The organism is Rhizobium tropici CIAT 899 (assembly GCF_000330885.1).
GTDB lineage: Bacteria > Pseudomonadota > Alphaproteobacteria > Rhizobiales > Rhizobiaceae > Rhizobium > Rhizobium tropici.
In genome coordinates this window covers 216554-241510 of record NC_020059.1, presented here as the reverse complement: position 1 = coordinate 241510, position 24957 = coordinate 216554, and the positions used below count along the sequence as shown (strand labels likewise).

Annotated in this window: 25 protein-coding genes; 19 read left to right on the top strand and 6 right to left on the bottom strand. The window is 61.4% G+C overall.

Annotation, left to right across the window (positions count from 1 at the left end; genetic code table 11):
• Positions 1–5: 5 nt before the first annotated feature.
• The 5 genes from RTCIAT899_RS01140 to RTCIAT899_RS01120 all read right to left on the bottom strand — a co-directional run bounded on the left by RTCIAT899_RS01140 (position 6) and on the right by RTCIAT899_RS01120 (position 6641).
• The gene (locus RTCIAT899_RS01140) at positions 6–1643 is read right to left on the bottom strand and encodes an ABC transporter ATP-binding protein (protein ID WP_015338378.1); all 1638 of its coding nucleotides are present in this window, start codon (positions 1641–1643) and stop codon (positions 6–8) included.
• On the bottom strand, positions 1640–2794 hold the full coding sequence (locus tag RTCIAT899_RS01135) for an ABC transporter permease (protein WP_015338377.1): 1155 nt from the start codon (positions 2792–2794) through the stop codon (positions 1640–1642). The genes RTCIAT899_RS01140 and RTCIAT899_RS01135 overlap by 4 nt, the downstream gene beginning before the upstream one ends.
• Positions 2794–3888 carry a microcin C ABC transporter permease YejB gene (locus tag RTCIAT899_RS01130; protein ID WP_015338376.1) on the bottom strand — a complete coding sequence of 365 codons (1095 nt, stop codon included), beginning with the start codon at positions 3886–3888 and terminating at the stop codon, positions 2794–2796. The genes RTCIAT899_RS01135 and RTCIAT899_RS01130 overlap by 1 nt, the downstream gene beginning before the upstream one ends.
• 171 nt (positions 3889–4059) lie before the next feature.
• Positions 4060–5898, bottom strand: a complete 1839-nt coding sequence (locus tag RTCIAT899_RS01125) for an extracellular solute-binding protein (RefSeq protein ID WP_015338375.1) — start codon at positions 5896–5898, stop codon at positions 4060–4062.
• A gap of 107 nt (positions 5899–6005) precedes the next feature.
• Positions 6006–6641, bottom strand: a complete 636-nt coding sequence (locus RTCIAT899_RS01120) for a TetR/AcrR family transcriptional regulator (RefSeq protein ID WP_015338374.1) — start codon at positions 6639–6641, stop codon at positions 6006–6008.
• Between the two features lie 36 nt (positions 6642–6677).
• Here RTCIAT899_RS01120 and RTCIAT899_RS01115 point away from each other — a divergent pair, with 36 nt between their 5' ends.
• The 7 genes from RTCIAT899_RS01115 (at position 6678) to RTCIAT899_RS01085 (ending at position 13559) form a co-directional block, all read left to right on the top strand.
• Positions 6678–7247 carry an isochorismatase family protein gene (locus tag RTCIAT899_RS01115; RefSeq protein WP_015338373.1) on the top strand — a complete coding sequence of 190 codons (570 nt, stop codon included), beginning with the start codon at positions 6678–6680 and terminating at the stop codon, positions 7245–7247.
• Positions 7248–7387: 140 nt separating this feature from the next.
• Positions 7388–8422 carry a penicillin-insensitive murein endopeptidase gene (mepA, locus tag RTCIAT899_RS01110; protein WP_015338372.1) on the top strand — a complete coding sequence of 345 codons (1035 nt, stop codon included), beginning with the start codon at positions 7388–7390 and terminating at the stop codon, positions 8420–8422.
• A 99-nt stretch (positions 8423–8521) separates the two neighbouring features.
• Positions 8522–8902: a methylglyoxal synthase gene (locus RTCIAT899_RS01105; RefSeq protein WP_015338371.1), complete on the top strand. Its 381-nt coding sequence runs from the start codon at positions 8522–8524 to the stop codon at positions 8900–8902.
• Positions 8903–8936: 34 nt separating this feature from the next.
• Positions 8937–9959 (top strand): glucokinase, encoded by a 1023-nt coding sequence (locus RTCIAT899_RS01100; protein WP_041677156.1) that lies wholly within the window; start codon positions 8937–8939, stop codon positions 9957–9959.
• A gap of 263 nt (positions 9960–10222) precedes the next feature.
• Positions 10223–11962: an ABC transporter ATP-binding protein gene (locus tag RTCIAT899_RS01095; protein ID WP_376766894.1), complete on the top strand. Its 1740-nt coding sequence runs from the start codon at positions 10223–10225 to the stop codon at positions 11960–11962.
• A gap of 14 nt (positions 11963–11976) precedes the next feature.
• Positions 11977–12801, top strand: coding sequence for a 4-hydroxy-tetrahydrodipicolinate reductase (gene dapB / locus RTCIAT899_RS01090; RefSeq protein ID WP_015338368.1), 825 nt, complete (start codon positions 11977–11979; stop codon positions 12799–12801).
• A gap of 122 nt (positions 12802–12923) precedes the next feature.
• Entirely contained in the window at positions 12924–13559 is a 636-nt protein-coding gene (locus tag RTCIAT899_RS01085; RefSeq protein ID WP_015338367.1) for a 2,3-bisphosphoglycerate-dependent phosphoglycerate mutase, read from the top strand.
• Between the two features lie 197 nt (positions 13560–13756).
• Here RTCIAT899_RS01085 and phnF read toward each other — a convergent pair whose 3' ends face one another.
• On the bottom strand, positions 13757–14491 hold the full coding sequence (gene phnF, locus RTCIAT899_RS01080) for a phosphonate metabolism transcriptional regulator PhnF (RefSeq protein ID WP_015338366.1): 735 nt from the start codon (positions 14489–14491) through the stop codon (positions 13757–13759).
• A 93-nt stretch (positions 14492–14584) separates the two neighbouring features.
• Between phnF and phnG the strand changes: the two genes are divergently transcribed.
• The 12 genes from phnG (at position 14585) to phnE (RTCIAT899_RS01020) (ending at position 24935) form a co-directional block, all read left to right on the top strand.
• Positions 14585–15061 carry a phosphonate C-P lyase system protein PhnG gene (gene phnG, locus RTCIAT899_RS01075; RefSeq protein ID WP_015338365.1) on the top strand — a complete coding sequence of 159 codons (477 nt, stop codon included), beginning with the start codon at positions 14585–14587 and terminating at the stop codon, positions 15059–15061.
• A complete protein-coding gene (gene phnH / locus RTCIAT899_RS01070) occupies positions 15061–15687 on the top strand; it encodes a phosphonate C-P lyase system protein PhnH (protein WP_015338364.1) in 627 nt (208 codons plus the stop codon). The genes phnG and phnH overlap by 1 nt, the downstream gene beginning before the upstream one ends.
• Before the next feature lie 3 nt (positions 15688–15690).
• Positions 15691–16800, top strand: coding sequence for a carbon-phosphorus lyase complex subunit (locus tag RTCIAT899_RS01065; RefSeq protein WP_015338363.1), 1110 nt, complete (start codon positions 15691–15693; stop codon positions 16798–16800).
• The gene (locus RTCIAT899_RS01060) at positions 16797–17678 is read left to right on the top strand and encodes an alpha-D-ribose 1-methylphosphonate 5-phosphate C-P-lyase PhnJ (protein ID WP_015338362.1); all 882 of its coding nucleotides are present in this window, start codon (positions 16797–16799) and stop codon (positions 17676–17678) included. Before RTCIAT899_RS01065 ends, RTCIAT899_RS01060 begins: the two co-directional genes overlap by 4 nt.
• Positions 17675–18451 carry a phosphonate C-P lyase system protein PhnK gene (gene phnK / locus RTCIAT899_RS01055; protein ID WP_015338361.1) on the top strand — a complete coding sequence of 259 codons (777 nt, stop codon included), beginning with the start codon at positions 17675–17677 and terminating at the stop codon, positions 18449–18451. The genes RTCIAT899_RS01060 and phnK overlap by 4 nt, the downstream gene beginning before the upstream one ends.
• A gap of 9 nt (positions 18452–18460) precedes the next feature.
• Positions 18461–19168, top strand: coding sequence for a phosphonate C-P lyase system protein PhnL (gene phnL / locus RTCIAT899_RS01050; RefSeq protein WP_015338360.1), 708 nt, complete (start codon positions 18461–18463; stop codon positions 19166–19168).
• Complete coding sequence (locus RTCIAT899_RS01045) at positions 19165–19782, top strand: DapH/DapD/GlmU-related protein (protein ID WP_015338359.1); 618 nt, start codon at positions 19165–19167, stop codon at positions 19780–19782. The genes phnL and RTCIAT899_RS01045 overlap by 4 nt, the downstream gene beginning before the upstream one ends.
• Positions 19783–19875: 93 nt before the next feature.
• Positions 19876–20430, top strand: a complete 555-nt coding sequence (locus RTCIAT899_RS01040) for a pyridoxamine 5'-phosphate oxidase family protein (protein ID WP_015338358.1) — start codon at positions 19876–19878, stop codon at positions 20428–20430.
• A gap of 224 nt (positions 20431–20654) precedes the next feature.
• Positions 20655–21509, top strand: coding sequence for a phosphonate ABC transporter ATP-binding protein (phnC, locus tag RTCIAT899_RS01035; protein WP_015338357.1), 855 nt, complete (start codon positions 20655–20657; stop codon positions 21507–21509).
• Positions 21510–21604: 95 nt separating this feature from the next.
• Positions 21605–22516 carry a phosphonate ABC transporter substrate-binding protein gene (phnD, locus tag RTCIAT899_RS01030; protein WP_015338356.1) on the top strand — a complete coding sequence of 304 codons (912 nt, stop codon included), beginning with the start codon at positions 21605–21607 and terminating at the stop codon, positions 22514–22516.
• 83 nt (positions 22517–22599) lie between these two features.
• A complete protein-coding gene (gene phnE, locus RTCIAT899_RS01025) occupies positions 22600–23580 on the top strand; it encodes a phosphonate ABC transporter, permease protein PhnE (protein ID WP_015338355.1) in 981 nt (326 codons plus the stop codon).
• A gap of 8 nt (positions 23581–23588) precedes the next feature.
• Positions 23589–24935, top strand: a complete 1347-nt coding sequence (phnE, locus tag RTCIAT899_RS01020; protein ID WP_015338354.1) for a phosphonate ABC transporter, permease protein PhnE — start codon at positions 23589–23591, stop codon at positions 24933–24935.
• Positions 24936–24957 lie beyond the last annotated feature (22 nt).

The following is a 24957-nucleotide window of genomic DNA, read 5'->3' as shown; positions in this document are numbered from 1 at the left end:
GGTCTCTATTGCTGAATGGCGGCGGTCGGAACCGCTTCGATGTTGAAGGCGGCGGCAAGCAGCGCCCTGGTGTAGTCCTCTCTCGGCGCCCGGAAAATATCGGCGGATGCGCCCTGCTCGACGACCTTGCCGAAGCGCATGACGATCAACTCGTTGGCGAGCGCCTTCACCACTTTCAGATCGTGGCTGATGAAGAGATAGGCAAGATCATGCTTCTGCTGCAGGTCGCGCAACAGGTCGACCACCTGAGCCTGCACGCTCATGTCGAGCGCCGAAGTGGGCTCGTCGAGCATGACGAAACGCGGCTTCAAGACCATGGCGCGAGCAATGGCGATGCGCTGGCGCTGGCCGCCCGAAAACTCATGCGGGAAGCGCCAGCGGGTGGATGGATCGAGGCCGACTTCCTCGAGCGCCCAGCAGACGCGCTTGTCGCGCTCATCGGCCGAAAGCGAGCGTTCATGCACCTTGAGCCCCTCGGCGATGATCTCGCCGACCGACATGCGTGGGCTAAGTGACCCGTAGGGGTCCTGAAAGACCACCTGCAGCTGGTTGCGGAGCGGCCGCATTTCGCGGAACGAATAGCCGGCTATATCCTTGCCGACAAAGGCGATACGGCCCTTGGAGGAAATAAGCCGGGCGAGTGCGAGACCAAGCGTGGTCTTGCCTGAGCCGGATTCGCCGACGACGCCGAGCGTCTGGCCGGCCCTGAGCTTCAGATCGATGCCGTCGACCGCCTTCACGTGATCGACGACCTTGCGCATGAAGCCGGCCTTGATCGGGAACCAGACGCGAACATCGTTGCCTTCCATGACCACCGGCTTGTTCGCATCGCTTGCCGGCGGCTCACCGCGCGGCTCGGCGGCCAGCAAATGGCGGGTATAGTCATGCTGCGGCCGGGTGAAGACGTCTTCCACTGTGCCGGTCTCGACGATCTTGCCCTTGGTCATGACGCAGACCCGGTCGGCAAACTTGCGGACGATGCCGAGATCGTGGGTGATGAACAGCATGGACATGCCATGTGTGCCCTTAAGGTCGCGCAGCAATTCAAGGATCTGCGCCTGCACCGTGACGTCGAGCGCGGTCGTCGGCTCGTCGGCGATGAGCAATTCCGGGCGATTGGCGAGCGCCATGGCGATCATCACGCGCTGGCGCTGGCCGCCGGACAACTCATGCGGATAGGCCTTGAGGCGCTTTTCCGGCTCGCGGATGCCGACCTGATTCAGGAGTTCCAGCGTGCGGCTGCGCGCGGCCTCGCCCACGATGCCCTGATGCAGCGCCAGGATCTCGCTGATCTGCTTTTCGATCGAATGAAGCGGATTGAGCGAGGTCATCGGCTCCTGGAAGATCATCGTAATGTCGTTGCCACGCACCGCGCGCAGCTCATTGTCCGATGCCTTCAAGAGGTCCTTGCCCTTGAACAGGATTTCGCCGGAAGGATGGCTCGCGGACGGATAGGGCAAGAGCTTCAGGATCGAATTGGCCGAAACCGATTTGCCGGAGCCGGATTCTCCGACCAGCGCCAGCACCTCACCCTTGCGAATATCGAAGGAGACGCCATCGACGGCGATCGAGGTCTGCCCGCCCTGATGAAAGGCGACGGAGAGGTTGCGGACTGACAGCAGCGGAGTGGAATTTTCGCTCATCGGAACGTCTTCCTCGGATCGAAGGCGTCGCGCACGGCCTCGCCGATGAAAATCAGCAGCGACAGCATGATCGACATGGTGAAGAAGGCCGAAAGCCCTAGCCAGGGAGCCTGCAGATTGGATTTGCCCTGGGCGATCATTTCACCCAGCGACGGCGAGCCGGGCGGCATGCCGAAGCCTAAGAAATCCAGTGAGGTCAGGGTGGTGATCGAGCCCGACAGGATGAAGGGCACGAAAGTCAGCGTCGCGACCATCGCGTTCGGCAGCAGGTGGCGATACATGATGGTACGGTTGTTGACACCAAGGGCGCGGGCGGCGCGCACATATTCGAAATTGCGCGCCCGCAGGAATTCGGCGCGCACGACCCCGACGAGGCCGACCCAGGAAAACAAGAGCAAAATCCCGAGCAGGATGAAGAAACCCGGCGGCAGCACCGAGGCGATGATCAGCAGGATATAGAGCACCGGCATGGACGACCAGATCTCGATGAAACGCTGCATCAGAAGATCGGTCCAGCCGCCGAAATAGCCCTGTATCGCGCCGGCGCATACGCCGACGACGGCCGAGCAGATGGTGAGCGCCAAGCCGAACAGCACCGAGATGCGGAAGCCGTAGACCAGGCGGGCGAGCACGTCTCGCGCCTGATCGTCGGTGCCGAGCCAGTTGAAATTGCTCCAGTTGCAATTCGGATCGGCAACGCCGCCGGGATAGCCCGAGCAGCGCGTCTCCTTGCTCATCGCCCAGAAGGGCGGCGTCGGCGCCGACATGCCCTTGGGCAGGTTGGAGTTGGCGGTCTGATAGGAATAATGGATCAGCGGCCAGATCATCCAGCCATTGGCGTTGATCTCATCCTGAATATCCGGGGCGCGATAATCCGTCTGCGCCAGGAAGCCGCCGAACTTCTCTTCAGGATAATCGACGAAGACCGGCGTCAGGATCTCGCCCTTGTAGGAGACGAGGATCGGTCGGTCGTTGACGATGAACTCGGCGCCGAGGCTGAGGACGAACAGCACCAGGAAGATCCAGAGCGACCAGTAGCCGCGGCGGTTTGCCTTGAAGTTCTCCCAGCGGCGCACATTGGTCGGCGAGAACAGCCCCTTGCGCGGCGGCTTCATCGTTGTCGGGAGCGTCTGCTGATTGGCTGCGTCCATCACACCTCCCTCCGCTCGAAGTCGATGCGCGGATCGATCCAGGTGTAGATGAGATCGGAGACGAGGCTGACGACGAGGCCGAGCAGCGAGAAGATGAAGAGCGTGGCAAACACCACCGGATAATCGCGCTGGACAACGGAGAGATAACTCAAGCGCCCCAGGCCATCGAGCGAGAAGATGTTTTCGATCAGCAGCGAACCGGTGAAGAAGGCGGAAATGAAGGCGCCGGGAAAGCCGGCAATGACGATCAGCATGGCGTTGCGGAAGACATGGCCATAGAGCACGCGCCGTTCGCTCAAGCCCTTGGCGCGGGCGGTGATGACATATTGCTTCTTGATCTCTTCGATGAAGGAATTCTTCGTGAGCAGCGTCGTGGTGGCGAAGGCGGCGAGCGACAGCGAAATCAGCGGCAGCACCAGATGCCAGAGATAATCGAGGATCTTCTGCCACCAGGTGAGGTCGGCGAAGTTGTCGGAGACGAGGCCGCGCAGCGGGAACCAGTCGAAGAAGGAGCCGCCGGCAAACAGCACGATCAGCATGATGCCGAACAGGAAGCTCGGGACAGCATAGCCGATGATGATGATGCCCGAGGTCCAGACATCGAAAGTCGAGCCGTCCTGCACCGCTTTGCGGATGCCGAGCGGAATGGAAATGGCGTAGGAGAAGATCAGGATCCAGATGCCGAGCGAAATCGACACCGGCAGCTTCTGGGCGATGAGGTCGATGACGGTGGTATTGCGGAAAAAGCTCTCGCCGAAATCGAAGCGGATATAGTTCCACATCATCTGGCCGAAACGCTCGAGCGGCGGCTTGTCGAAGCCGAACTGCTTGTCGAGCTTGGCGATCAGTTCCGGATCGAGACCCTGTGCGCCGCGATATTTCGAGCTGCTATCGTCCAGGGATTGCTGGGCAGCCAGGTCCGTACCACCACCCGACAGGCGGCCATTGGCATTATCTCCCTGCCCGGTCAGCTGCGCGATGACCTGCTCGACCGGGCCGCCCGGCGCGAACTGCACGATGGTGAAGGAAATCGCCATGATGCCGACAATGGTCGGGATCATCAGCAGGAGACGTCGCAGGATATAGGCGCCCATCAGCCCGCCGCTCCCTCAGAGAGGAGTATGTTCCGCCTCGCCTCAATCCGTCCGTCGATCAAATCACATTCCCTTCCGCCGGATCGAGACCGGCGCAGTCATATCAGCTTGAAACTATCCGAATCAGCCCTCTGCATTTGGAGCCAGCAGGCCCCTCATTGCAAGAGAGGCTCACTTTCCGGCGCTTTTCGACCACCAGACATCGGGGAAGCCGATGGAGTAATAGGGCAGTTCGGGCAGATGCTCGAACTTGTCCCAATAAGCGATCTTGTTCGTCGTCCCATAAAAAAGCGGGACAACGTAGTGGTGGGCGAGCAGTACACGGTCAAGCGCCTTGGCGGCAGCAGTCTTCTCTTCGAGGGTCGCGGCAGAGACAAGCTTGCCGATCAATATATCGACACCCGGATCGGATATGCCGGCGTAGTTGCGAGAGCCTTGGCGGTTTGCGGAAGCCGAGCCCCAGTAATCGATCTGTTCACTGCCGGGCGGCAGAGACGTGCCCCAGACGTTCCAGGTCGCATCATAGTCGAAGCTGCGAATACGGTTGATGTATTGCGATGAATCGACCGTTCTGAGGGTCGCATCGATGCCAATGCGGCGCAGGTTCTGTACGTAGGGTAGATTTGATCTTTCCATCGAAGGACTGCCGAGCAGGATTTCCATCGTGAAGGGCTGGCCGGTCTTTTCGTTGACCATGCGATTGCCCTTCAACACATAACCGGCTTCCTTGAAAAGCTCGATCGCCTTGCGCAGATTTTCGCGGGCCTTTTGTTGGTCGCCGCCAACCGGATTGGTATAGGGCGTGCTGAAGACTTCGGGCGGCACCTTATCCTTGATGCTGTTGAGGATATTCAATTCCTCGCCCGTGGGCAGCCCCGAAGAGGCAAGCTCGGTGCCGAAAAAGAAGGAGTTGACGCGGGTCAGCTGGCCAAAGGCAAGCGCCCGGTTCATCTCCTCGAAATCATAGGCGTAGTTCAACGCCTCGCGCACACGCTGATCCTTGAACTGATCGCGCCGGAGATTGAGCACCACCGCCTGCATGATGCCGACAGAGCGCAGCGAGTTGGGCAGCTCGTCGCGCTTGATGCGGCCGTCCTTGACGGCTGGAAAGTCATATGCGGTCACCCAATGACTTGCTGACTGGTCCTGCCAGAAATCGGTGTTTCCGCTGCGAAAGGCTTCGAATTGCACATCCTTGTCGGCGTAGTAGGTATAGGAAATCGCCCCGAAGTTATTCTGGCCGATATTGACCGGCAGGTTCTTGCCCCAATAGTCGTCGCGTAGTTCGTATCGGATCGATGATCCAGGCTGCACGGAGACGATCTTATACGGTCCGGATCCCATGATCGGCTCGAGTGTCGTCCGGGAGATATCGCGCGGCTTTCCGTCCGCGCCGGCGCTCTCCCACCAATCTTTCGGCACGATCAGCAACTGGCCGGCAATAAAAGGAAGTTCGCGATTGTTCTTTTCATTGAAATAGAAGGTGACATCCCTGTCGCCGGTCTTTTCGGCTCGCGTCACGTGGGAATAGATACTGGTCGCGAGAGGGTTGAGCTCCTTGGTTCGATCGAAGCTGAAAACCACATCATCCGGGGTCACCGGTGTGCCATCGGCCCATTTCGCCTCGGCGCGTAAGCGGAAGGTGGCGCTCGCTATGTCATCGGGATAGGAGACGCCCTCGGCAAGCAAGCCGTAGGAAGTGGCAATCTCGTCATTGGACGATTTCATCAGCGTATCGAAAACCATTGACAATCCGCTGGCGGGGTTGCCCTTAAACAGCACGGGATTGAGCGTGTCGAACGTCCCTTCGGCCGAAAGCTTAAGCTCGCCGCCCTTCGGCGCATCCGGATTGACATAATCGAAATGCTTGAAGCCGGGCTGGTATTTGAGGTCGCCGAGAATGGCGGTGCCGATGCGGAATTGTGGCTCTTCGGCTTTCGTGGATAAAGGCATTGCCAGCAGGCAAAAAAGAGAAACGACCAAGCCTGCTTTCAACCGCGACAATGCCATTCATGATCTCCCGATGATTTCTGAAGAATCAGCATAAGGCAAATGAGGGCAAAAAGCAGGACGCAACAATTCATCACGTTGCAAAGGCTGAAAACCGTGTCCGAGGCTCAATCTTTTGCCGTAGCATCCTCAAGACGTTTGCGCAGCATCAGCCGCAGTTCCGCAAAGACGCGCCGGTCTTCGGCGGCATCCGGGTCGCTGGAAACGACGACGGCAATGCGCAGCAATTCGAGCACGATGCCCGCCATCAGCACGATATCGTCCGTGATCGGCGGATGGGCCTGCCGCAGAAAGGCGGCAATCAGCTCCCTCAACTCCGCGCGCGAGCGAGCCTTGCGGTCCTTGGGAATATCGCGACGCCCGGCTAGTACGGGAAACTCGGGATATTGCTCGATGAAAGCGGCAAGCGCATCGAAGATTGCCTCGCCGCTACCGGCGGCGGAAAGCCCTATGCTCCGTTCCGCCATGTCACGAAGCCCCGCCTTAAGGCGCTCCAGGCGATCAATATGCAGCGCCTCGGCGAGCAGCGGCTTTGTCGGAAAGAACTGATAGAGCGAGCCGATCGATGAATGCGCCTCCGCCGCGATCTCCGTCATCGTGGCCGCATCGTAACCCCTGCGCGCAAAGACTTTCGCCGCCGCTTCGAGCAGAACGGCAACGCGATCGTGCCCCCGCTGCCGTTTCGGCGCACGCGTCTTCAATTCTTCACTTGATTTTTGTGAGGTCATCCTCATATTTTCCATTGTGAGGATACCCTCATGTTTTTCCGGAGCCCCTAGATGCCACTTTACGATCCCAAAACCACCGCTCTCGTTTCCATCGACCTGCAAGGCCTCGTCCTCAGCCGGCCGCTTGCGCCCTACTCCGCCCAACAGATCGTCACCAATACGGTCGCCATCGCTAACAAGTTGAAGGCCGATGGCGGAACGACCGTTTTCGTGACGGTCGGATTTTCCGCAGACTATGCCGACACTGTCAATCAGCCGACCGACGAAAGCTTCCCGCTTCCCCCAGGAGGTTTGCCGCCGGCCGCGCTCGAAGCTCCGGCCGAGATGGCAGCGCTGACGCCCGATATCGCCATCGCCAAGCGCCAGTGGAGCGCCTTCTATGGCACGGAGCTCGATCTGCAGCTGCGCCGCCGCGGCATCAAAACGCTGATCGTGACGGGCGTCGCCACCAATTTCGGTGTGGAAGGCACCGTGCGCGATGCCCACGCGGCAAATTACGCCGTCATTGTTGCCGAAGATGCCGTGACGACGCTCTCGCAGGAGATGCAGGATTTCGCCTGCACGAAAGTGCTGCCGCGGCTATCGCGTATCCGCAAGACGGCGGAAATCCTGGCAAACTGATCTGTCGTAACGACGGCCATGCCGGCAAAGGCGGTCGGCCGGTAGCCACCGGCGATTACCGCGGATTCACTTCCATCCTTTTTCAGGATAGTCTCGCGGCAAATCACTTCGGCTGATGCCGACCGCCTTCAAGGATATGCATGGCTTCACTTCTGGCTCGCGCCTTTCGAACGATCGGCAAATTCTCTCTCGCAACCTCGATCGGGATGGGCCTTATCGCCGGCGATGCGCTGGCGCAGCAGGCCACACCTTCGCCCGGCAGCGCAAAAGCGGTCTTCGGCGCCGTGACGCTGCCGACGCAGGGGGCGCCGCAATCAATCGGCTTCTATGCAAAGGGTTGCCTTGCGGGCGCAGTCGCTCTGCCGGCCGACGGCCCGACGTGGCAGGCGATGCGCCTGTCGCGCAATCGCCGCTGGGGCCGGCCGGAGTTGATCGGCCTGCTTGAGCGGCTGTCGCGCGATGCAGCCAAGAATGACGGCTGGCCGGGCCTGCTTGTCGGCGATATCTCGCAGCCGCGCGGCGGCCCGATGATCAACGGTCACGCCTCGCATCAGATCGGCCTCGATGCGGACGTCTGGCTGACGCCTATGCCACGGCGCAAGATGACGGCGGAGGAGCGCGAAGCCCTGCCCTTCACCACGATGCTCGCCAAGGACAAGTTCCTGACGATCAATGACAAGGTCTGGACACCGGCGCATGCGCGCCTGCTGATGCGCGCGGCGAGTTACCCCGAGGTCGAGCGCATCTTCGTCAACCCGGCGATCAAGAAGAAGATGTGCGAGAGCTGGACGGGCGATCGCAGCAATCTCGGCAAGCTGCGGCCGGAATACGGGCACGACTCGCATTTCCATATCCGCCTTCGCTGCCCAGCTGGTTCCGCCGGCTGCACGGGGCAGGCGCCGGTCGCCGCCGGTGATGGCTGCGACAAGTCGCTTGCCTGGTGGTTCGGACCGCAGCCCTGGGCCAAGCCGAAGCCCAGCGACAAGCCGCCCCAAAAGCCGCGCGAGGTCATGGTTGCGGATCTGCCCAAAGCCTGCCAGGCTGTATTGGCAGCACCTTCGATAGCCTCCACGCGTCCTATCGCCTCCGGCGCCAAAACAGCCGGCGTTTCGGCGGAGACGGATGCGCTGCCGGTTTCGGGCGATACCCCGCCGGGTCAGATTCCGCAGCAATAGATCCTGGATCGTCCTTGCCGGAGGCGTCTTTCAAAACGCGCCCCCTTGGTATAGAAGGCGGGTAAATCGATTGAAAGCATCAGGCGGAGCAAGGATTTCATGGCCGGCAGCAAATGCATCGCACTGATCGCGCATGATCAGAAAAAAGATGCGATGGCAGAGTTTGCACGGCGCAACGAGGCCGCCCTTGCCAATTGGAACATCGTCGCCACGGGTACGACGGGCGGCCGCGTGCTGGATGCCTGCCCCGACCTCAAGGTCACCCGCCTGAAAAGCGGGCCGCTCGGCGGCGATCAGCAGATCGGTGCGCTCATCGCCACCGGCGAGATCGACATGCTCGTCTTCTTCATCGATCCTCTCACTCCGCACCCGCACGACGTCGACGTGAAGGCATTGACGCGGCTTGCCGTTCTCTACGACATTCCGATGGCGCTCAACGAATCCACCGCCGAGCGGCTGATCAAAACACTGAACCATTAATCCGCCTTGCCGGCGGCAGACCACGGACCTGGCCATGCCCGAGCTCAATCACAGTGATGCCCCCTTGCCTTTCCCAATCCTGATCGGCGATATCGGCGGCACCAATGCACGCTTCTCGATCCTTGCCGATGCGGACTCCGAGCAGGAGCACTTCCCGGTCGTGCAGACGGCGAATTTCGCCACGATCGACGATGCGATCAAACTCGCCCTCGAAAACAGCAAGGTTCAGCCGCGCTCGGCAATTCTCGCCATGGCCGGGCCGGTACAGGGTGATGAGATTCCTCTGACCAATTGCCCCTGGGTGATCCGTCCGAAGACGATGATCGCCAATCTCGGCATCGAAGACGTGCTCGTCATCAACGACTTCGAGGCGCAGGCGCTCGCGATCGCCGAGATTTCCGACGAGCACCGCCAAACCATCGGCCACGCATCCGGGAACATGACCGCATCGCGCGTCGTGCTCGGGCCGGGCACCGGGCTTGGCGTCGGCGCCCTGGTTCATACCCAGCATCAATGGGTGCCCGTGCCGGGCGAAGGCGGCCATATCGATCTTGGGCCGCGTACGGAACGCGACCTGCAGATCTGGCCGCATCTGGAACCTATCGAAGGCCGCATCTCGGCCGAGCAGGTGATCTGCGGCCGCGGTCTGCAGAACCTTTATCATGCGATCTGCGCGGCTGATGGCATCGAACCGAGCCTGAAGGAGCCGGCCGATATCACCAATCATGCACTCGCCGGCACCAATAAGCAGGCCGAGGAGACGCTGACACTGTTCGTCACCTATCTCGGCCGCGTCGCCGGCGATTTCGCCATGGTCTTCATGGCGCGCGGTGGCGTCTATCTCTCGGGCGGTATCCCGCAGAAGATCCTGCCCGCGTTGCAGAAGCCCGAATTCCGTGCCGCCTTCGAAGACAAGGCACCGCACACGGAATTGATGAAAACGATCCCGACGCATGTGGTCGTCAATCCGCTGGCAGCGCTTTCCGGCCTTGCGACCTATGCCCGCAAGCCCACAAACTTCGGCCTTGCGACAGAAGGCCGTCGCTGGCGGCGTTAACGCTTGCCAAACAGCCCATGGCGCGCCAAAACAGCCGGCGCGCCTACCTTTTTGAAGAGGCCGCCTTCCTCTATAATGGGCCCGGCTCCGTGATCGGCCTTAACCAGCGCGGCAAGCCATGTCTAGCCAAAGCCGTGCTAACTCTTTAATAGAGCCGCGAAAGCACGTGCCAGATGCGGCTCGCTTGGTTCAAGACAGGAAGCCGATTATTGAAATTGCCTGACCCGAAAAGCAAAAACGTCGACAGCGAAGCCATTACAGGCATGCTGAAGCGTATTATCGCCGAGAACGGCCGCGATCATATCCGCGGCTACTCCATCGCGATTACCTGCCTGATCTTCGTTGCGCTTTCGACCGCTTACATCGGCTACATCGTCAAGTCGGTCATCGACAGCGCCTTCATCGCGCGCGATATCGTCGATGCATGGAAAATCTGCTTCAGCATCTTCCTCGTCTTCGTGGTGCGCGGCTTTGCCGGATATTTCCAGTCGGTCATCCTGTCAAAGATCGGCAACAACATCATCGCCCGCTACCAGCGCCGGCTCTATTCGCACCTGATGACGCTATCGGTCGGCTTCTTCAGCGAAGCGCGCTCCGCGCAGCTCGCCGCCCGCGTCAGCCAGAACGTCTCGGGCATCCGCGATGTCATGAACCTGACGATCACGTCGACGGCACGCGACCTTCTGACCTTCATCGCCCTGCTTTGCGTCATGGTGTTCCAGGATCCGGTGCTCAGCATCGCATTCGTCGTCATCGCGCCGCCGCTCTTCTTCGCGCTGCGCTATATTTCCAAGCGCCTGCGCGCCGCCACGCGCGATGCGATCGTCCTGAACAGCCATGTACTCGGCGCGATGCAGGAAACCATCCAAGGCGTCTCCATCGTCAAGGCCTTCACGATGGAAGAGGAACTCGAACGCAAGATCAATAAGCTGATCACCGCAGCCGAGCACCGGCAGAACCGCATCGCCCGTCTTTCGGAGCGCAACGGACCGCTGATCGAGACCGTCGCCGGCTTCGCGATTGCCAGCCTTTTCGCCTACGCCGCCTACCGGTCGATCTACGATAATGTCTCGCCGGGCGTGTTCTTCTCCTTCGCCACTTCGCTACTGCTCGCCTATGACCCAGCCCGCCGCCTCGCCAAGCTGCAGGTGCAGCTGGAGCGGGCGGTCGTTAACGCACGGATGATCTACGAGCTGCTCGACATGGAGCCGCGCCAGCGCGACCTGCCCGATGCCAAGCCGCTGGTCGTAACCGAGGCCCGCATCGAATTCCGCGACGTTCATTTCGCCTATGGCGACGACGCCGTGCTCTCCGGCGTCAATTTCACCGCCGAGGGCGGGCAGACGACGGCGCTTGTTGGCCCTTCCGGCGCCGGCAAGTCCACCGTCATCAATCTGATTCCACGCTTCTACGATCCGAAAGCCGGCAGCATCTTCATCGATGGACAGGATATCGCGCATGTGACGAAACAATCGTTGCGAGAGCAACTCGCCTATGTTTCGCAGCAACCTTATCTCTTCGAAGGTACGATCCGCGACAACATCCGCTACGGGCGCCCGGAAGCGACCGATGCCGAGATCAAGGAGGCAGCCCGCCTCGCCTATGCCCATGATTTCATCGAGGCGCAGCCGATGGGGTACGATACCCCGGTCGGCGAAAACGGCGTGACGCTTTCCGGCGGCCAGCGGCAGCGGCTGTCGATCGCCCGCGCGCTGGTGCGCAATGCGCCGATCCTGCTTCTCGACGAGGCGACCTCGGCGCTCGACACGGAATCCGAAGCAGCCGTGCAGAAGGCTCTGGAAGAGGCGATGAGCGGCCGCACCGTCGTCGTCATCGCCCACCGCCTGTCGACGGTTGTCCGCGCCGAGAAGATCGTCGTCATGCAGAACGGCCGGGTTGTCGAAGAGGGCAACCACGAGACACTTGCGACATCAGACAATGGCCTCTACGCTCGGCTCAACAACCTGCAGCTACCGGCCATATCAAGCAACTCCCGCAAATAGACGACAGAGACAACATGAGCGACGATGCGATGAAGCTGGTGGTGGTTGGCGCGGCGGGCCGCATGGGACAGGCTCTCATCCGCCTCGTTCACGCGACCGAGGGTGTAACCCTGCACGCCGCCGTCGCCCGTCCCGGCTCCGCTTTCATCGGCAAGGACGCCGGCGAGATCGCCGGGCTTGGGCCGATCGGCATTCCCGTCACCGACGATCCGCTTTCCGCTTTCCTGCATGCCGAAGGCGTCATCGATTTCACGACGCCGGCAACCAGCGTCACCTTTGCCGGCCTCGCCGCACAGGCACGCATCGTCCATATCATCGGCACGACCGGCTGCTCGGACGAGGACGAAGCGAAGTTCAAGGCAGCTGCGCGCCATGCCCGCATCGTCAAATCGGGCAATATGGGCCTTGGCATCAACCTTTTGAGCGTGCTCGTGGAGCAGGCGGCACGGGCGCTCCCCTCGAACGACTGGGACATCGAGGTGCTGGAAATGCATCATCGCCACAAGGTGGATGCGCCCTCGGGCACGGCACTCCTGCTCGGCCAGGCTGCGGCGAAAGGCCGTGGCATCGACCTCAACGACAATTCCGTGCGCGTGCGCGATGGCCATACCGGCCCGCGCCCGGTGGGCACGATCGGCTTTGCGACCCTGCGCGGCGGCGGCGTGGTCGGCGATCACTCGGTGATCTTCGCCAGCGAGAGCGAACGGCTGACGCTGTCGCACAATGCCGGCGACCGGTCGCTGTTTGCGCGCGGCGCGCTGCAGGCGGCGCTCTGGGCGCGCGACAAGAAACCCGGCTTCTATTCCATGCTCGATGTTCTCGGGCTCTCCACACGTTGATCCGATCCCGGAGCGGGTCTGCACCGAACTGCCGATCCGCTCCAGCCTTTTATTGTCTCGCAATTCCGGACGGAAAACCGCTACGCACTTTTCCTGGAATTGCCCTATCAGGGAGAAATATTATGAGCGGCACTCTCGTTCTCGTTCGCCACGGGCAGAGCGACTGGAATTTGAAGAATCTCTTTACCGGCTGGAAAGACCCCGATCTGACCGAGCTTGGCATCCAAGAGGCCAAGACCGGCGGCAAGGCACTGGCCGATTACGGCATCAAGTACGATATCGCCTTCACCTCGGCGCTGACGCGCGCCCAGCACACGTTGAAAATCATTCTCGACGAAATCGGCCAGCAGGGCCTTGAAACCATTAGGGATCAGGCGCTGAATGAGCGTGACTATGGCGACCTCTCCGGCCTCAACAAGGATGACGCCCGCGCCAAGTGGGGCGAAGAGCAGGTTCACATCTGGCGCCGCTCCTATGACGTTCCGCCGCCGGGCGGCGAAAGCTTGCGCGACACCGGCGCCCGCGTCTGGCCCTATTACCTGACGGAAATCCTGCCGCGCGTTCTCGCCGGTCAGAATGTGCTTGTTGCCGCCCATGGCAATTCGCTGCGCTCGCTCGTCATGGTTCTCGATCGCCTGAGCAAGGCGCAGATCCTGGAGCTCAACCTCGCGACCGGCGTACCGATGGTCTACAAGCTCAAGGCCGACTCCACCGTCGCCTCGAAGGAAGTCCTCGGCGACATGTCCGGCGCTCACTGAGTGCCATCTAACTAGCTGCCTCTGAAAAGCCCCTCACCCTAGCCCTCTCCCCGTTTGACGGAGAGAGGGAACGACCTCTTCTGTGGTAAACTCTCGATACATGCGAGATTGAGAGGCAACAGGCGATGCGTCTTTCCCCTTCTACCCGCCTGCGGGGAGAAGGTGGCCGACAGGCCGGATGAGGGGCTGTACCAGCCTCAATTCTCGACGGTGAAACGCACCCTGTCCGCGGCGAAGCGGGAAATCGAGTATTGCACGGGGACATTATCGAGATCCGCGTTCAGCGCCTGGGCGACGAGAACAATGGCGCCCGGGGATAGCTGCAGATCGGTGAGATCGCCTTCGTCAGCATGCGTCGCGGTGATCTCGGTGACGACGCGGACGTAGTCAGGAACGCCAAGCTCCTTGAATGCCTTGGTGATCGAACCGGTTGTCCGATAGACCTCCGCAATATCGCCAAAACGATCCGCCGGAAACCAACTGGTGGCGCGCGATACAGGCCGATGATCCGCCTGACCCAGCGTTTCGAGCCTTATCAGCGGCGTTCCGGACCTGATTTTCAGCTGCCTGGCCAATTCGGCGCTGGCGGCCTCTTCACCTGATGCAAGCAGTACGCTGCGGGTCTCGCGCACCTGATCGCCGATCCCCTGCGAAAATCGCGTGCGCCTTGAAATCGGAAAACTCAGCCGCTCCTTGCGCTCGATCAGCGTCCCGCGTCCCTGCACGGCCCTGACGATGCCTTCCTGGGCGAGCGCCGCCAACGCACTTCTGATCGTGTGCCTGTTGACGCCGAACTGCAGCGCCAGCACGGTTTCCGGCGGCACCATGCCGGTCTCGTCGAAATCGCCGTGATTAATTGACGTGCGAATGCGGTCGGCAATCTGCCGCCAGAGCGCCACGCCCGTCTGCCTCTGTATCTTCTGCCCAGCCATCTCGCCCTGTCACACGCTTGTCACGACTCACTAATAGATATAAACATATCTTGTATGGTTGTCTATATCAATAGACATTTAGAGGAAGGCTCGATGAATTCAGCACAAAGGCAGGAAGCGGCCGCACAGGAGCGTCGGGAACGCAAGCGCGTCGCCGATCTCTTGGCGCAGGCAGAACGCGACGAGCTAGAGGCGGCCTGGGAAGCATTGCCGAGCAAGCCGGCGGTGCAGCCGGTGCGCGGCCCCGAGACCGGGCTCGTCATGGTGCGCGGCCGCATCGGTGGTGGCGGCTCCCCCTTCAACCTCGGCGAAGTCACGGTAACACGCGCCACCATCCGGCTGGCATCCAACACCATTGGGCACGCACATGCTCTTGGCACGGATCGGGAAAAGGTCCGGCTTTCGGCCATCTTCGATGCGCTCTGGCAGCAATCGGCCACAAAGGAATTCGTCGAAAAGGCGATCCTGCAGCCCGTGACCGAACGTATCGAAAACTATGATCGCAAGCGCGCGGAAGAGACGGCGGCGACCCGCGTCGATTTCTTCACCATGGTTCGCGGAGAAGATTGATGAGCCTATCCAGTACCCCAACCTTCGGCAATGAGGCCCTGACCGGCGGCTTCACCGATCCGGTTTTCGACGCCCAGAGTGTCTTCAAGATGGCGATGGACGCCATGGCGCGCCCAGGCACCCTGCAGACCATTACCGCCGACATCACACCGCCGGCGCCGCTCGGCATCGCTGCCGGCGCCATCGGGCTCACCCTTTGCGATCACGACACCCCAGTCTGGCTTTCCAACAGCCTGGCAAGATCGAGCCTGCCGGAATGGCTGGCATTCCACACCGGCGCACCGATCATATCCGAGCGGCTGGAGGCACATTTTGCCTTTGTCGAAGCCGGCATGGCGCTTTCGTCCTTCAGCCAGTTCGGTATCGGCACCCAGGAATATCCGGACCGTTCCACGACCATTGTGCTCGAAATCGAAAGCCTGGAGGGCGGCAAGGACCTGGCGCTTGCCGGCCCGGGTATCAAGGACATCAACATGATCGCCCCGGTCGGCCTGCCGGATGCGCTTTTGCGCATCTGGAACGACAATCGCGCCCTTTTCCCGCGCGGCGTCGATCTCATCCTGACGGCGGGCCGGCAATTCCTTTGCCTGCCGCGCACCGCCAAGATCATCGCGACGGAGATTTGACGTATGTATGTTGCTGTAAAGGGCGGTGAAGCCGCCATTGCCAATGCGCACCGGCTGCTGGCCGACCGCCGCCGCGGCGACCGTTCGCTGCCGGCCGTCGGCATCGACCAGATCGTGGCGCAGCTAGCACTCGCCGTTGACCGCGTCATGGCCGAAGCCTCGCTCTATGACCGTACGCTGGCCGCACTCGCCGTTCGCCAGGCCCGCGGCGACATGATCGAAGCGATCTTCCTGCTCAGAGCCTACCGCACGACGCTGCCGCGCTTTGGCTACTCCCAGCCGCTTGACACATCAGCCATGAAGATCGAGCGCCGCATCTCCGCGACCTACAAGGACTTGCCCGGCGGCCAGCTTCTCGGCCCGACCTTCGACTATACGCACCGGCTACTCGACCCGAGCCTCCTGACCGACGAGCCTGTCGACGAGCCGATGCAGCGGCCGGCCGAAGACGGTCGCGTCATGCGCGTTTCCGAAATCCTCGATCAGGAAGGGCTGATCGAAGGCGACGGCACCATGCCGGTCGATCATGAGATCGGCGACCTCACGCGCGAGCCATTGGAATTCCCAATGACCCGCGACCTTCGCCTGCAGGCGCTTGCCCGCGGCGATGAAGGCTTTCTGCTGGCGCTCGGCTATTCGACGCAGCGCGGCTACGGCCGCACCCACCCCTTCACCGGCGAAATCCGCATCGGCGAAGTGGAAGTGGAATTCGACATACCGGAACTCGGTTTTGCCGTCTCGCTCGGCCGCATCCAGGTGACCGAATGCCAGATGGTCAACCAGTTCAAGGGTTCGGCCAAGGCACCGCCGCAGTTTACCCGCGGCTATGGCCTGGTCTTCGGCCAGAGCGAGCGCAAGGCGATGGCCATGTCGCTGGTCGACCGCGCGCTACGCGCCGAGGAACTCGGCGAAGACATCGTTGCGCCGGCTCAGGACGAGGAATTCGTCATTTCCCACTCCGATAACGTGCAGGCGACTGGCTTCGTCGAACATCTGAAGCTGCCGCACTATGTCGACTTCCAGGCCGAACTCGACCTGGTGCGGCGCATGCGCCGCGACTTCGAGGCCGCGCGCGATCGCGGCATGGAACCCATGACGGAGGCAGCCGAATGACCGAACTCGCCACCTACAACTTCGCCTATCTCGACGAGCAGACCAAGCGGATGATTCGCCGCGCCATCCTGAAGGCGATCGCCATTCCCGGCTATCAGGTTCCCTTCGCCTCCCGCGAAATGCCGATGCCGTACGGCTGGGGCACCGGCGGCGTTCAGCTGACCGCAGCGATCATCGGCCCGCAGGACGTACTGAAGGTCATCGACCAGGGCGCCGACGACACGACGAACGCAGTCTCCATCCGCGCCTTCTTTCAGAAGGTGGCGAATGTCGCCGTGACCACCCGCACCGACGAAGCGACCATCATCCAGACGCGACACCGCATCCCCGAGGCGAAGCTTGGCCCGAACCAGGTGCTCGTCTACCAGGTACCGATCCCGGAACCCTTACGTTTCCTGGAGCCGCGCGAGACCGAGACACGCAAGATGCATGCGCTAGAGGAATACGGCCTCATGCATGTGAAGCTCTATGAGGACATTGCCCGCAACGGCCGCATCGCCACGACCTATGCCTATCCGGTCAAGGTCGCCGGCCGCTACGTCATGGATCCCTCACCGACGCCGAAGTTCGACAATCCGAAAATGCATCTGTCCGACGCGCTGCAGCTGTTCGGCGCCGGCCGTGAGAAGCGTATCTATGCCGTGCCGCCCTACACTGAAGTCGTCAGCCTGGATTTCGAAGATCATCCCTTCGAAGTGCAGCGTTTCGACAAGCCCTGCGCGCTTTGCGGGGCCGAGCAGGTCTATCTCGACGAGGTGATCCTCGACGACAAGGGCGGACGCATGTTCGTCTGCTCCGATACCGATTTCTGCGAAGACCGTCGCGCCCACGGCCATATCGGCTCGATGCTGGCACCCAACCAGGAGGCTGCCGAATGAGTGACTCACCCCTTCTGAAGGTCAAGGACGTCTCGAAATTCTACGGCAGCCGCATCGGTTGCCGCGATGTGTCCTTCGAGCTCTGGCCCGGCGAGGTTCTCGCCATCGTCGGCGAATCCGGTTCCGGCAAGACGACGCTGCTCAACTGCATCTCAACGCGGTTGCTGCCGACGACGGGCAGCGTCGAATACCATATGCGCGACGAGACCTATCGCGACCTGTTCCGCATGAACGAGGCCGAGCGCCGCTTCCTGATGCGTACCGACTGGGGCTTCGTGCATCAGAACCCGGCCGATGGCCTGCGCATGACGGTTTCGGCCGGCGCCAATGTCGGCGAGCGGCTGATGGCGATCGGCAACCGCCATTACGGCAACATCCGCAACACGGCTATCGACTGGCTAGAGCGGGTCGAGATCGATGCCGACCGCATCGACGACCAGCCGCGCGCGTTTTCCGGCGGCATGCGCCAGCGCCTGCAGATCGCCCGCAACCTTGTAACCGGTCCCCGCCTCGTCTTCATGGACGAACCGACCGGCGGCCTCGACGTGTCCGTGCAGGCCCGTCTGCTCGACCTCGTGCGTGGCCTCGTCAACGATCTCGGCCTGTCGGCCATCATCGTCACGCACGATCTCGCGGTCGCCCGCCTCCTGTCGCATCGCATGATGGTGATGAAGGACGGACAGGTGATCGAACACGGTTTGACCGACCGCGTGCTCGACGACCCGCGCGAACCCTATACCCAACTGCTGGTCTCTTCGATCCTGCAGGTCTGAGGAACAAACATGGCAACCCCACTCGTCGTTTCCGAAGTCTTCAAAAGCTTCACCATGCATCTGCGCGACGGCATTCGCCTGCCTGTCGTCACCGATGTCTCCTTCTCCGTCGCCGCTGGCGAATGCGTCGTGCTTGGCGGTCCGTCCGGCATCGGCAAGAGTTCGCTGCTGAAGATGATCTATGGCAATTATGCCGTCGACAGCGGCCAGATCCTTGTCACTCACCGGGACAGGATCGTCGATCTCGCCACCGCCGATCCGCGCACCGTGCTCGACGTCCGCCGCCAGACCATGGGCTATGTCAGCCAGTTCCTGCGCACCGTGCCGCGCGTTGCCGCCATCGATGTGGTTGCCGAGCCGCTGCTCAGCCGTGGCGTGACCGTGAGCGAGGCCCGCGACAGGGCCGCAGAACTGCTCGCACAACTGAACTTGCCGAAGGAACTCTGGGAGCTGCCGCCTGCCACCTTCTCCGGCGGCGAGCAGCAGCGTGTCAACATCGCCCGCGGCTTCATCACCGACCACGCCATCCTGCTGCTCGACGAACCAACGGCGTCGCTCGATGCCCGCAACCGGGCCGTCGTCGTCGACATGATCGAACAGAAGAAGGAAGCCGGCGTCGCTCTTCTCGGCATCTTCCATGACGAAGAGGTGCGCGAGGCCGTCGGCAGCCGCATTCTCGACGTCTCGCAATTCTCGCCGCGGAAGGCCGCCGCATGAGCCGAAAATTGGGCGAGACGCCCTACATCAGCCCATCCGCGAGCGTCAACAATTCGACGCTCGGCCGCTACACCGAGGTCTCCGACCGCTGCCGCATCGACGAGGTCGAGATCGGCGATTATTCCTACATCATGCAGGATGGTGCGGTCTGGTGCGCGACGATCGGCAAGTTCGTCAACATCGCCGCCGCCGTGCGCATCAACGCCACCAATCATCCGACATGGCGCGCCACGCTGCACCATTTCACCTACCGCGCCGCCGACTACTGGCCTGACGCCGATATGGAGAGCGACTTCTTCACCTGGCGGCGCGACCATCGCGTCGTCATCGGCCATGACGTCTGGATCGGCCATGGCGCCACCATCCTGCCGGGTGTGGCGGTCGGCAATGGTGCCGTCATCGGGGCAGGCGCGGTCGTTTCCAAAGATGTCGCGCCCTACACGATCGTCGGCGGCGTGCCGGCCAAGCTGATCCGCGAACGCTTCACCGCCAAAGTCGGTGCGCGCATGGATAGGCTTGCCTGGTGGGATTGGGATCACGACCGCCTGCGCACGGCACTTGCCGATTTCCGCGCCCTGTCTGCGGAAGAGTTTTTGGATCGCTACGACGCCTGAGAACTGTTCCCACCCAAACCAAGCTTGCAAGGCGTTGACGAGTGATTCAGCTTTCAGATGATCCGTGCGAGGACGGGATCTAGAGGAGTTTCCATGGCAAAGCAATTTTCCAGCATCGACGACAGGCTGCGCGATTTCATCGCGCGGCAGCACATCTTCTTCACGGCATCGGCGACATCGGAGTCCCGGGTCAATGTTTCGCCGCGCGAAACGCTGTGCCTGCGCATCATCTCTCCAAACACGGCCATCTATCTCGACCGGACCGGCAGCGGTAACGAAACATCGGCCCACATGAAGGCCGACGGGCGGCTGACGATTATGTTCTGCGCCGTCGAAGGGCCGCCGATGATCCTGCGCCTCTATGGCCGCGGCCGGATCATCCATCGCTCGGCACCCGAATATCGGGAATTGCTGCACGAACACTATGCGGGCGAAGAGCCTCTCGGCGCACGGCAGATCGTATGGCTGGACTTCGATCTCGTACAGACGTCCTGCGGTTTCGGCGTGCCGCTCTTCTCCTATGAAGGCGAGAGGCCGAGCCTCGACCAATGGGCAAAAGCCAAGGGTCCTGAAGGCATTGAAGAATATCGGCGCGAGAAGAATAGCTTCAGCATGGACGGCCTGCCGACCGGCATGTTTGACGGCTAAACATAACGGAAAGCTCTCAGCCGGCTAATCTTGCGAAAACGACGGGAATTGTAACAGCAGTTACATAAAACTGACATCGGAGCTTCATGAAGCGGGACTAATCGGTTGCCTTGTGATTGGCGCCGACCCCGTCGAAACTCCCTTCGAGGCAGGGGCATGCGCCCATTCTTAGCACCGGTACCGCTGAAATTTCTGCAGCCCGGCAGCCGCGAAAGGGAAGCACTATGTTCGAACTCAGGAATGTCTCGCGACGGTTTGGAAACAAGCTCGCTGTCGATTCCGTGACTTTGGACATACCGCAGGGACAGATGGTCGGCGTCATCGGCCGATCCGGTGCCGGCAAGTCGACTTTGCTGCGCATGATCAATCGTCTCGCCGATCCGAGTTCCGGCTCCATCCATTTCTCCGGCGTCGAAGTCTCCAAGCTCAGCGGCCGTGCGCTGCGCAGCTGGCAGCGCGATTGCGCCATGATCTTCCAGCAGTTCAACCTGGTTCCTCGCCTCGACGTGCTCACCAACGTCATGCTCGGCCGCTTGAACCAGCGCTCGACCGTGCTGAGCCTCCTGTCCGTCTTTTCCCGCGAGGAGCGCATCGAAGCCATCGCGGCACTCGAGCGCCTCGGTATCGAGCAGACGGCCCTGCAGATGGCCGGCACGCTTTCCGGTGGCCAGCAGCAGCGCGTCGCCATTTGCCGCGCCCTGATGCAGCAGCCGAAGATGATGCTGGCCGACGAGCCGATCGCCTCGCTCGACCCCCTGAATGCCAAGATCGTCATGGATGCGCTGCGGGATATCAACGAGCGCGAAGGCATCACCGTCATCACCAACCTGCATACGCTGGATACGGCGCGCAATTATTGCGAACGCATCGTCGGCATGGCAGCCGGCAAGGTCGTCTTCGACGGCAAGCCGACCGATCTGACGGCAGCCGCCGTCAAGGAAATCTACGGCACCGACAAGGACGGCGCCGGGATCGACGAGACCATGACGTCGACATCCATCAACATCGCCGATCCGGCCGCCCAAGCCTTGGCGACTGAATCTGCCGGCCCGCAACCGCTGGCACTGGCCGGTCTCTGAGAGGGACAGCCGGGATCGAAGGCCCGCGTCAAGGGCGCATTTCTTCTATCAGACCGAAGACATCCGGGGACACCGGTTAATCAGGAGACGAACCCATGTTGAAGAAAGCACTCTTTGCCGCTACGGCGCTTGTTGCGCTCGCAGTCGGCGCTGCCGCCAACGCCGCAGATCTCAAGGAATTCCGCGTCGGCATTCTCGGCGGCGAAAACGAAGCCGACCGCCTGCGCAACTACGCCTGCCTTTCCGACCACCTGAAGAAGGAATTCGGCTTCGAAAAGGTTTCGCTGTTCCCGGCTGCCGACTATAACGGCGTTATCCAGGGCCTGCTCGGCGGCACGCTCGATTTCGCAGAACTCGGCGCTTCCGGCTACGCAGCCGTCGCCATCAAGGACCCGAAGGCCGTTACCCCGATTCTGACCACACAGCAGACCGACGGTGCGACCGGCTACTATTCGATCGGCCTCGCTCTCAAGTCCTCCGGCATCAAGACGATCGCCGACGCCAAGGGCAAGAAGCTCGGCTATGCCGATCCGGACTCCACGTCGGGCTACCTCGTTCCGCTGACGCAGATTCCGAAGACCACCGGCGCCCCGAACGACAAGTTCTTCGCCTCGACCCAGTTCAACGGCGGCCATGAGAACAACCTGCTCGCCGCCTACGACGGCAAGGTCGACGTTGCTGTCGACGATTCCTCGGGCATCGGCAATTTCAAGGACGGCTTCACCTCCGGCACCTTCCGTAAGGCTGTCGACAAGGGCACCGTCGACCCGAACAAGCTCGTCGAAGTCTGGCGTTCGCCGCTGATCCCGAACGGCCCGCTCGTCGTTCGCAACGCTCTCGGCACCGAATGGCAGACCAAGCTGGCCGACTTCTTCCTGAAGCTGCCGACCACCGACGCCAAGTGCTTCAACGCCATCGAAGGCGGCGACTTCAAGGGCTACGTCAAGGTTACCCCGGATTTCTACAACGCCGTTATCGAAGTTCGTAAGGCTGCCATCGGCGGCTGATCCACATCCCGATAATGGGGCGGCCGGCAACGGCCGCCCTTTTGCTATTCACACCCCTTTGCGATTCACAAGGGCAGGATTTCATGACGATCGCCGATACGCACCCGAACATGCAAAGCGCGCCGCAGAGCGCCAAGGAGATCGGCGACGCCTGGAGCAAGATGGTGGCCAAGCGCCGCCTCTACACCGGTATCGGCCTCGTGATCCTGCTCGTCGCCTTCGTCGGCTCCGTGCGTTTCGCCGACGAAAACAACGCCGGGCATTTCTTCGACCGCCTGCCGCATCTCTTCGATTTCCTGAGCTGGCTCATTCCCAAGGATTGGAACGACGTCTATCGCGCGCTCTTTGACCTGCCGAGCCCGAACGGCGCCAATGGCGCCGGCGGCGAGGAATTCAATTTCCCGCTCGGCCGCGTCTATGTCTGGGGCGATTTCTACATCCCCGAATATTTCGAGCTGATGATCATCACGATCAACGTGGCGCTGGTATCGACCATCATCGGCGTGGTCTTTGCCGTGCCTTTGAGCTTCTTTGCCGCCCGCAACATGTCGCCATCCAATCCGATCCGCCTGGTGACCAAGCGCATCATGGAATTCTTGCGGGCTTTCCCCGAGATTGTCATCGCCGGGCTGTTTTCGGCGATCCTGTCGATCGGCCCGATTGCCGCCATCATCGCCGTCGGCCTGCATACGATCGGCGCGCTCGGCAAGCTCTTCTACGAAGTCGTCGAGAATATCGACATGAAACCCGACGAGGGCATGCGCGCCGTTGGCGCGAGTTGGAGCGAGCGCGTCCGCTTTGCCGCCCTGCCGCAGGTGCTGCCGAACTTCATGTCCTACGCGCTGCTGCGCCTCGAGATCAACGTTCGCGCCTCCACCATCATCGGTGCCGTCGGCGGCGGCGGTATCGGCGAGGAGCTGAAGCTTGCCATCTCGCGCGGCTTTGGCGCCAAGACATTGGCGCTGGTGCTGCTTCTCTTCCTGACGATCATCGCCGTCGATCAGTTTTCCGCATGGCTCCGCCGCCGTCTGGTCGGCGAACATGCCTTCCTTTTGCAGCATTGAGGTTGACCATGTCCATCATCGACGCCAGCCGCATGCAGGAAATCGAAGCACGTTACCCGGAGGTTCTTCACCGGTCCTTCCGCCAGCGCTTCGGTGCGCTGACGATGTTCATCGGCATTGTCCTCTACGGCATCTATGCAGTCTGGTTCTTCGATCTGCCGAAAGTCATTTCCGAAGCACGCTGGGAACGCGTCGGCATCTATCTCAGCGAATGGGTGAGCTATGACGTGCAGCCGGAGTTCCGCATCTCCGGTGACAAGATCACCATCAAATATCCGCGTTTTTCGCCTTTGGGCGACAATCCGCATCCCGACTGGGTGAAGACCAATCCTGATGGCAGCATGACCGTTTCCGTCAGCGGCACGAGCCGCACGGTAACCGTCACCAAGACGCAGGCCATCGTGACCGCGCACGGCATTACGATTCCAATCGATATTGCCGGCGATGTGCCGAAAATCGTCGGCTCCGCGCCCGTTCCCAGCTGGATGACCGTCTATGACGACAATATTCTCGTCAATCTCGGCTTCGCGGGCGATGCCAGCATTTCCACCGACCGCGTGAAGATCCGCAAGCGCTTTCTCGGCTGGGCCAACTTCGTCTTCGATACGCATTCGCCCTTCTTCGACAAGCCGGCGAGTGAAGTCATCGGCCTGATCGTTTCCGGGCCGCGGCTGGACCCCACGCAATCCAATCTCTCACTGGCATTCGACAATGTCTGGAACAATGGCGCGTGGCAGCATGGCGATGTCTGGACCAAGCTGTTCCAGACCATCGTCATGGCCTTCCTCGGCACACTGCTCGGTTCGCTCGCGGCCTTTCCGCTCGCCTTTCTGGCCGCCCGAAACATCACGCCGAACCGGTTGCTCAACCAGATCCTCAAACGCCTCTTCGACTTCCTGCGTTCGGTCGACATGCTGATCTGGGCACTGTTCCTGACCCGCGCCTTCGGTCCCGGCCCGCTTGCCGGCAGCGGCGCGATCTTCCTCACGGAGACGGGTACGCTCGGCAAGCTTTATTCCGAAGGCCTCGAGAATATCGACAACAAGCCGCGCGAAGGCGTCAAGTCCACCGGTTCGCCGACCATTCTCGTACATCGCTACGGCATCGTGCCGCAGATCGTTCCGGTCATCGTCAGCCAGACGCTCTACCAATGGGAATCCAACGTGCGCGGCGCGACCATCATCGGCGCCGTCGGTGCGGGCGGCATCGGCCTCAAGCTTTGGGAAGCGATGCGCACCAATTCCAACTGGGAAAACGTCGCCTACATGGTGCTGCTGATCCTAATTGTCGTCTTCCTTTTCGACGCTGCATCCAACGCCTTGCGCTCGCGGCTGATGGGCACGCGAGCGAAATAAAAAGATCGGGAAAAAATCATTT

What these genes read in the sequence shown, in the direction of transcription:
- RTCIAT899_RS01140 (WP_015338378.1), bottom strand. Translation starts at nt 1,643, where the DNA reads ATGAGCGAAAATTCCACTCCGCTGCTGTCAGTCCGCAACCTCTCCGTC.
- RTCIAT899_RS01135 (WP_015338377.1), bottom strand. Translation starts at nt 2,794, where the DNA reads ATGGACGCAGCCAATCAGCAGACGCTCCCGACAACGATGAAGCCGCCG.
- RTCIAT899_RS01130 (WP_015338376.1), bottom strand. Translation starts at nt 3,888, where the DNA reads ATGGGCGCCTATATCCTGCGACGTCTCCTGCTGATGATCCCGACCATT.
- RTCIAT899_RS01125 (WP_015338375.1), bottom strand. Translation starts at nt 5,898, where the DNA reads ATGGCATTGTCGCGGTTGAAAGCAGGCTTGGTCGTTTCTCTTTTTTGC.
- RTCIAT899_RS01120 (WP_015338374.1), bottom strand. Translation starts at nt 6,641, where the DNA reads ATGGAAAATATGAGGATGACCTCACAAAAATCAAGTGAAGAATTGAAG.
- RTCIAT899_RS01115 (WP_015338373.1), top strand. Translation starts at nt 6,678, where the DNA reads ATGCCACTTTACGATCCCAAAACCACCGCTCTCGTTTCCATCGACCTG.
- mepA (WP_015338372.1), top strand. Translation starts at nt 7,388, where the DNA reads ATGGCTTCACTTCTGGCTCGCGCCTTTCGAACGATCGGCAAATTCTCT.
- RTCIAT899_RS01105 (WP_015338371.1), top strand. Translation starts at nt 8,522, where the DNA reads ATGGCCGGCAGCAAATGCATCGCACTGATCGCGCATGATCAGAAAAAA.
- RTCIAT899_RS01100 (WP_041677156.1), top strand. Translation starts at nt 8,937, where the DNA reads ATGCCCGAGCTCAATCACAGTGATGCCCCCTTGCCTTTCCCAATCCTG.
- RTCIAT899_RS01095 (WP_376766894.1), top strand. Translation starts at nt 10,223, where the DNA reads ATGCTGAAGCGTATTATCGCCGAGAACGGCCGCGATCATATCCGCGGC.
- dapB (WP_015338368.1), top strand. Translation starts at nt 11,977, where the DNA reads ATGAGCGACGATGCGATGAAGCTGGTGGTGGTTGGCGCGGCGGGCCGC.
- RTCIAT899_RS01085 (WP_015338367.1), top strand. Translation starts at nt 12,924, where the DNA reads ATGAGCGGCACTCTCGTTCTCGTTCGCCACGGGCAGAGCGACTGGAAT.
- phnF (WP_015338366.1), bottom strand. Translation starts at nt 14,491, where the DNA reads ATGGCTGGGCAGAAGATACAGAGGCAGACGGGCGTGGCGCTCTGGCGG.
- phnG (WP_015338365.1), top strand. Translation starts at nt 14,585, where the DNA reads ATGAATTCAGCACAAAGGCAGGAAGCGGCCGCACAGGAGCGTCGGGAA.
- phnH (WP_015338364.1), top strand. Translation starts at nt 15,061, where the DNA reads ATGAGCCTATCCAGTACCCCAACCTTCGGCAATGAGGCCCTGACCGGC.
- RTCIAT899_RS01065 (WP_015338363.1), top strand. Translation starts at nt 15,691, where the DNA reads ATGTATGTTGCTGTAAAGGGCGGTGAAGCCGCCATTGCCAATGCGCAC.
- RTCIAT899_RS01060 (WP_015338362.1), top strand. Translation starts at nt 16,797, where the DNA reads ATGACCGAACTCGCCACCTACAACTTCGCCTATCTCGACGAGCAGACC.
- phnK (WP_015338361.1), top strand. Translation starts at nt 17,675, where the DNA reads ATGAGTGACTCACCCCTTCTGAAGGTCAAGGACGTCTCGAAATTCTAC.
- phnL (WP_015338360.1), top strand. Translation starts at nt 18,461, where the DNA reads ATGGCAACCCCACTCGTCGTTTCCGAAGTCTTCAAAAGCTTCACCATG.
- RTCIAT899_RS01045 (WP_015338359.1), top strand. Translation starts at nt 19,165, where the DNA reads ATGAGCCGAAAATTGGGCGAGACGCCCTACATCAGCCCATCCGCGAGC.
- RTCIAT899_RS01040 (WP_015338358.1), top strand. Translation starts at nt 19,876, where the DNA reads ATGGCAAAGCAATTTTCCAGCATCGACGACAGGCTGCGCGATTTCATC.
- phnC (WP_015338357.1), top strand. Translation starts at nt 20,655, where the DNA reads ATGTTCGAACTCAGGAATGTCTCGCGACGGTTTGGAAACAAGCTCGCT.
- phnD (WP_015338356.1), top strand. Translation starts at nt 21,605, where the DNA reads ATGTTGAAGAAAGCACTCTTTGCCGCTACGGCGCTTGTTGCGCTCGCA.
- phnE (WP_015338355.1), top strand. Translation starts at nt 22,600, where the DNA reads ATGACGATCGCCGATACGCACCCGAACATGCAAAGCGCGCCGCAGAGC.
- phnE (WP_015338354.1), top strand. Translation starts at nt 23,589, where the DNA reads ATGTCCATCATCGACGCCAGCCGCATGCAGGAAATCGAAGCACGTTAC.